Here is a 4,392-nt window from a genome sequence, read left to right as displayed (position 1 = left end):
GGGCTTCACAACCTCGGCAGCCTGCGGCTCGGGCGTGCCGTCGATGCGGCGCTTGCCGCGCTTCTCGACCACGACCTGCTTGCTGCGGCCATGGCTGAAGCTCTGGCGCACAGTGCCCGTTTCGACGCGCGGCTTGAGCGATAGCGTCTTGCTCGGAACGCTCAGCTTCTTGTCGCCAGGGGTCTTGGTATCAACCATTCAGCAGTCCTAATCCTGATTTATCAGTGTTGTGCGTTTCCGCACCGTCCAATTGGGTCGTCGTTGTCTCTCAGAAATCCTGGCCGGGCTTTTCGGCAGTCTTGTCAGCGTCCGCCATCCGGTATCGGACCAGCATCTGGCTACGTGACAGGAATGACTTGCTCGCCGGGCCCGCGAGCAGGGCAGCATGTATCACATTTGACCGGGTAAGTGCCAAATCCAATTCTACCGATTTCAGTACGGTAACGACGGGAATCTGCGGCTTGGCGCCGCGATTTCCGTCATTTTGACGCGCCAGCGTGTCCAATTTGCGGATTCCGTCCGCGGCCCCGTCGCTGGCGTGGATCAGGACCTCGACCGTGCCTTCCCGCAGGGCGCTTTCGACCTTGCCGAAACCGGCGACGATCTGGCCCGCCTTGGCCGCGATCCCAAGGACCTCGGTCACGCTCCGGACCAGGAGCGCCTCGATGTCAGCAGGAAACGTCTGGGGAATGCGCAGCTCGCGCTTGAAGGCCTTACCGAAATGGTGACGCCGCACGGCTTCCGCAACCACCCCGCGGGAGGCGGTGAGCCACATGCCGCGTCCGGGCAGCTTGCGCTTGAGATCTGGAACCACGTCGCCTTGCGGCGAAATGACGAAGCGGATCAGCTCGTCGATCGGCCGGACCTGCCGACTGACCGCACACATCCGCATGGTCGCGGACCTTTCGGTCCGCGGTCCATGGTCAAGTTCGGGGTCAGTATCGGTGAGCATCCGGGCGACATCCTCCTTCGCCCTTAAGCCGGCTGATCTTCGGTCGCCTCAGCCTCTTCTGCGGGCTTGGCGAGATCGGCCTCGGTGATCCAGCCGGCCTTGACGCGGGCCTGCATGATCATCGCCTCGGCATCGTCACGGGAGATATCGATACCGTCGAGCGCGCCCGGGAATTTGGTCTGCTCGCCGCCTTCCTTGCGCTCGGTCCAGCCGACCAGATCGTCGGTGGCGCAGCCCGCGAGGTCGTCGACCGTCTTGATGTCGTTCTCGCCGAACTTCACCAGCATCTTGGAGGTGACGCCGGGCACGTCCTTGACGGCGTCCTCGACACCGAGCTCCTTGCGCCTGGCCTCGATCTCCGCTTCCTGCTGCTCGAGATATTCGCGGGCACGGCTCTGCAGCTCCTGCGCGGTCTCCTCGTCGAAACCCTCGATGCCGGCGAGTTCCTTGAGGTCCACCATGGCGAGTTCCTCGACCGAGGTGAAGCCTTCGGACGCCAGCAGCTGGCCGACCACTTCGTCGACGTTGAGCGATTCCATGAAGACGCGGGTGGAGTTCTCGAAGTCGGCCTGGCGGCGCTCCGATTCCTCCTGCTCGGTCAGGATGTCGATGTCCCAGCCGGTGAGCTGCGAGGCCAGACGCACGTTCTGGCCGCGGCGGCCGATCGCCAGCGAGAGCTGGTTGTTGGTATCCGGGACGACGACCTCGATGCGCTCGCGGTCTTCGTCGATGACGACCTTGGACACTTCGGCCGGCGCGAGCGCGTTGACCACGAAGGTCGCGATGTCGGGCGACCAGGGGATGATGTCGATCTTCTCGCCCTGCAATTCATTCACCACGGCCTGCACGCGCGAGCCGCGCATGCCGACGCAGGCGCCGACCGGATCGACCGAGGAATCGCGGGAAATCACGCCGATTTTGGCGCGCGAGCCCGGATCGCGGGCGACCGCCTTGATCTCGACGATGCCGTCATAGATCTCCGGCACTTCCTGGGCGAACAGCTTCGCCATGAATTGCGGATGGGTGCGGGAGAGGAAGATCTGCGGGCCGCGGGTCTCGCGGCGGACGTCGAAAATGTAGGCGCGGACGCGGTCGCCGTTGCGGAACACTTCGCGCGGCAGCATCTCGTCGCGGCGGATGATGGCCTCGCCACGGCCGAGATCGACGATGACGCTGCCATATTCGACGCGCTTGACGACGCCGTTGACGATGTCGCCGATGCGGTCCTTGAATTCCTGATATTGCCGGTCGCGCTCGGCCTCGCGCACCTTCTGCACGATGACCTGCTTGGCCGACTGCGCAGCGATGCGGCCATATTCCAGCGGCGGCAGGGTGTCGGCGATGGTGTCACCGACCTGGGCGCCGGGATTGGCGCGCTGCGCATCCACCAGCGAGATCTGGTTGGAATGGTTTTCCACCTTCTCGACCACCAGCATGTGGCGCGACAGCCGCAGCTCGCCCTTCTTCGGGTCGATCTCGGCGTGAACGTCAGTCTCGCTGCCGTAGCGTGCGCGCGCGGCCTTGGCGATGGCATCCTCCATCGCCGCGATGACGATGCCGCGGTCGATCGATTTCTCGCGCGCGACGGCGTCTGCGATCTGGAGCAATTCAAGTCGATTGGCGCTGACTGCCATGGCTAGTCTCCTTCGTCAGGCTCGATCTCGCCCCGTCGCGCGCGTTCGGCGGCCAGGCGATGCTTCTTGGTATTGGTCGGGGCCGGCTTCTTCTTCGGCTTGGTGTTCTTGGTGGTCTTTTCGCTGATCTTGGCGTGCGGCGCCTGCGGCGGCTCGAGGCCGAGATCCCTGCGCATCTGGCGCTCCTCGGCCTTGCCGCGGCGCATCGATTCCGCGATCAGCTCGTCGGTCAGCACCAGCCGGGCCTCGCCGATATCCTCCATCGTCAGGAGCACATCGGGATCATCGCTCGCCTTGACGTCGTCGCGATGCAGATGAACGCGATCGCCTTCGACTGGCCCGATCCTGCCGCGGAACCGCTTGCGCCCTTCATGGGCGACCGCCATCTCGATCTTCACCAGATGGCCAAAATAGCGCTCGAAATCGGAACGACGGACCAGCGGCCGGTCGATCCCCGGCGAGGAGATTTCCAGCCGATAGGCGCGATCGATGGGGTCGGCGACATCGAGCACGGGCGATAGCGCCCGCGAGATCGCCTCGCAATCCTCGAGCTGCATCGAGCCGTCCGGCCGCTCGGCCATGATCTGCACGGTGCAGCCGGCTTCGCCGGAAATGCGGATCCGCACCAGGCGGTAGCCCATGCCCTCCAGCACCGGCGCTGCGACCGCGGACACCCGTGCCGCCGCGCCCGGCTCGACCACGAGCCTCGGCTCGGCCAGCAATTCGGCATCGGTGGAACCAGGGTTCGGTTCGGACATATCAGGGGTCAAGGCGCTCGTTGGATAAGGCTTGGGTTAAGGCTTGGTTAAGACTTCAAAGCCCGCTTCGGAACTCTCCCGACACGCGTCGGGCCGCATCTTCCGCCAAGCCGCGTTCAGGTAATAAAAAAGAGCGGGTCCTTTCGGGCCCACTCTCACTACGCGGATCGTATGAGAAGATGAATTGGCGCTGATATAGCGCTTTCTGTCTCCGTGGACAAGGCCCATCGCGGGTCAAAGGGGGCTTTTTGCGCCCGATTCGCAGCGTCCTGGGCCTAACGCTTCTTTCACCTCGGGAGGCTAAATTCCCTGATTGTGGGGCGGCTTGGACCAAGGGCGCACCCGCGGCGTGCCCTGATCGAGTTGCGTACATGACCGTTGCCACGTCGCTCATTCCCGGACTGGACGATATCGTCAAACGCGGCGACCCGCGCCGACGCGGCGAGATCGCGCGCGCCATCTCCGAACTGTTCTTCCGGGATTCCGCCAATCTTCGTCCCGAGCTCATCGATCTCTTCGACAATCTCCTGATCGATCTCGTGCCGCATGCCGAACTCGCCTCGCGCGTCGACCTCGCCGAGCGCTTCTCGCATCTGACCAACGCGCCGCCGCATCTGGTCAATCAACTCGCGCGCGAAAACGAGATCATGGTGGCAGCTCCCGTGCTGCGCCGCTCGCCCGTGCTCGATGATTCCGCTCTGGTCGAGATCGCACGGCTGAAGGGCCAGGGCCATCTGCTGGCGATGACGGAGCGGCCCGCATTGTCGGCTGAGATCACCGACGTGCTGGTCGAGCGCGGCGATCGCGACGTGGTGCGCCGCGCCGCGGCCAATGCCGGTGCGGTGTTCTCGCCGGGCAGCTATTCCGAGATGATCAAGCGCGCGGCGCAGGACGGTGTGCTGACACTCAAGATCGGTCAGCGCCGCGATCTTTCGGGCGAGCACCTGAAAGAGCTTCTCGACGGGACGCTCGACGTCATCCGCCGGCGACTCTCCAGCGTGGTCAACCCCGCGCGCCAGGTCGAGATCAAGCGCGCGATGGCGGCGAT

The 4,392-nt window shown here is 64.5% G+C and carries 5 protein-coding genes; 1 reads left to right on the top strand and 4 read right to left on the bottom strand.

Going from position 1 to position 4,392, the window contains the following annotated elements; all coding sequences use genetic code 11:
- The 4 genes from MOV75_RS28585 to rimP form a co-directional block, all read right to left on the bottom strand.
- Positions 1–198, bottom strand: a 198-nt coding sequence (locus MOV75_RS28585; protein ID WP_247007017.1) for a translation initiation factor IF-2 associated domain-containing protein, incomplete at its 3' end; no start/stop codon positions are given.
- A gap of 70 nt (positions 199–268) precedes the next feature.
- On the bottom strand, positions 269–952 hold the full coding sequence (locus tag MOV75_RS28580; RefSeq protein ID WP_246927052.1) for an RNA-binding protein: 684 nt from the start codon (positions 950–952) through the stop codon (positions 269–271).
- 23 nt (positions 953–975) lie between these two features.
- Complete coding sequence (gene nusA, locus MOV75_RS28575) at positions 976–2,586, bottom strand: transcription termination factor NusA (RefSeq protein WP_018319418.1); 1,611 nt, start codon at positions 2,584–2,586, stop codon at positions 976–978.
- 2 nt (positions 2,587–2,588) lie between these two features.
- Positions 2,589–3,344, bottom strand: coding sequence for a ribosome maturation factor RimP (gene rimP, locus MOV75_RS28570; protein WP_246927049.1), 756 nt, complete (start codon positions 3,342–3,344; stop codon positions 2,589–2,591).
- 371 nt (positions 3,345–3,715) lie between these two features.
- Between rimP and MOV75_RS28565 the strand changes: the two genes are divergently transcribed.
- The coding region (locus tag MOV75_RS28565; RefSeq protein ID WP_247007016.1) for a DUF2336 domain-containing protein at positions 3,716–4,392 on the top strand (677 nt) is incomplete at its 3' end.

Origin of the sequence: Bradyrhizobium sp. PRIMUS42 (assembly GCF_023006515.1) — a bacterium.
Lineage (GTDB): Bacteria > Pseudomonadota > Alphaproteobacteria > Rhizobiales > Xanthobacteraceae > Bradyrhizobium.
Note: the sequence above shows the minus strand (reverse complement) of the source record. Positions and strands in the feature narration are given on the sequence as shown.

Excerpts from the sequence above, each read along its gene's own strand:
- MOV75_RS28580 (WP_246927052.1), bottom strand. The coding sequence starts at position 952 with ATGCTCACCGATACTGACCCCGAACTTGACCATGGACCGCGGACCGAA.
- nusA (WP_018319418.1), bottom strand. The coding sequence starts at position 2,586 with ATGGCAGTCAGCGCCAATCGACTTGAATTGCTCCAGATCGCAGACGCC.
- rimP (WP_246927049.1), bottom strand. The coding sequence starts at position 3,344 with ATGTCCGAACCGAACCCTGGTTCCACCGATGCCGAATTGCTGGCCGAG.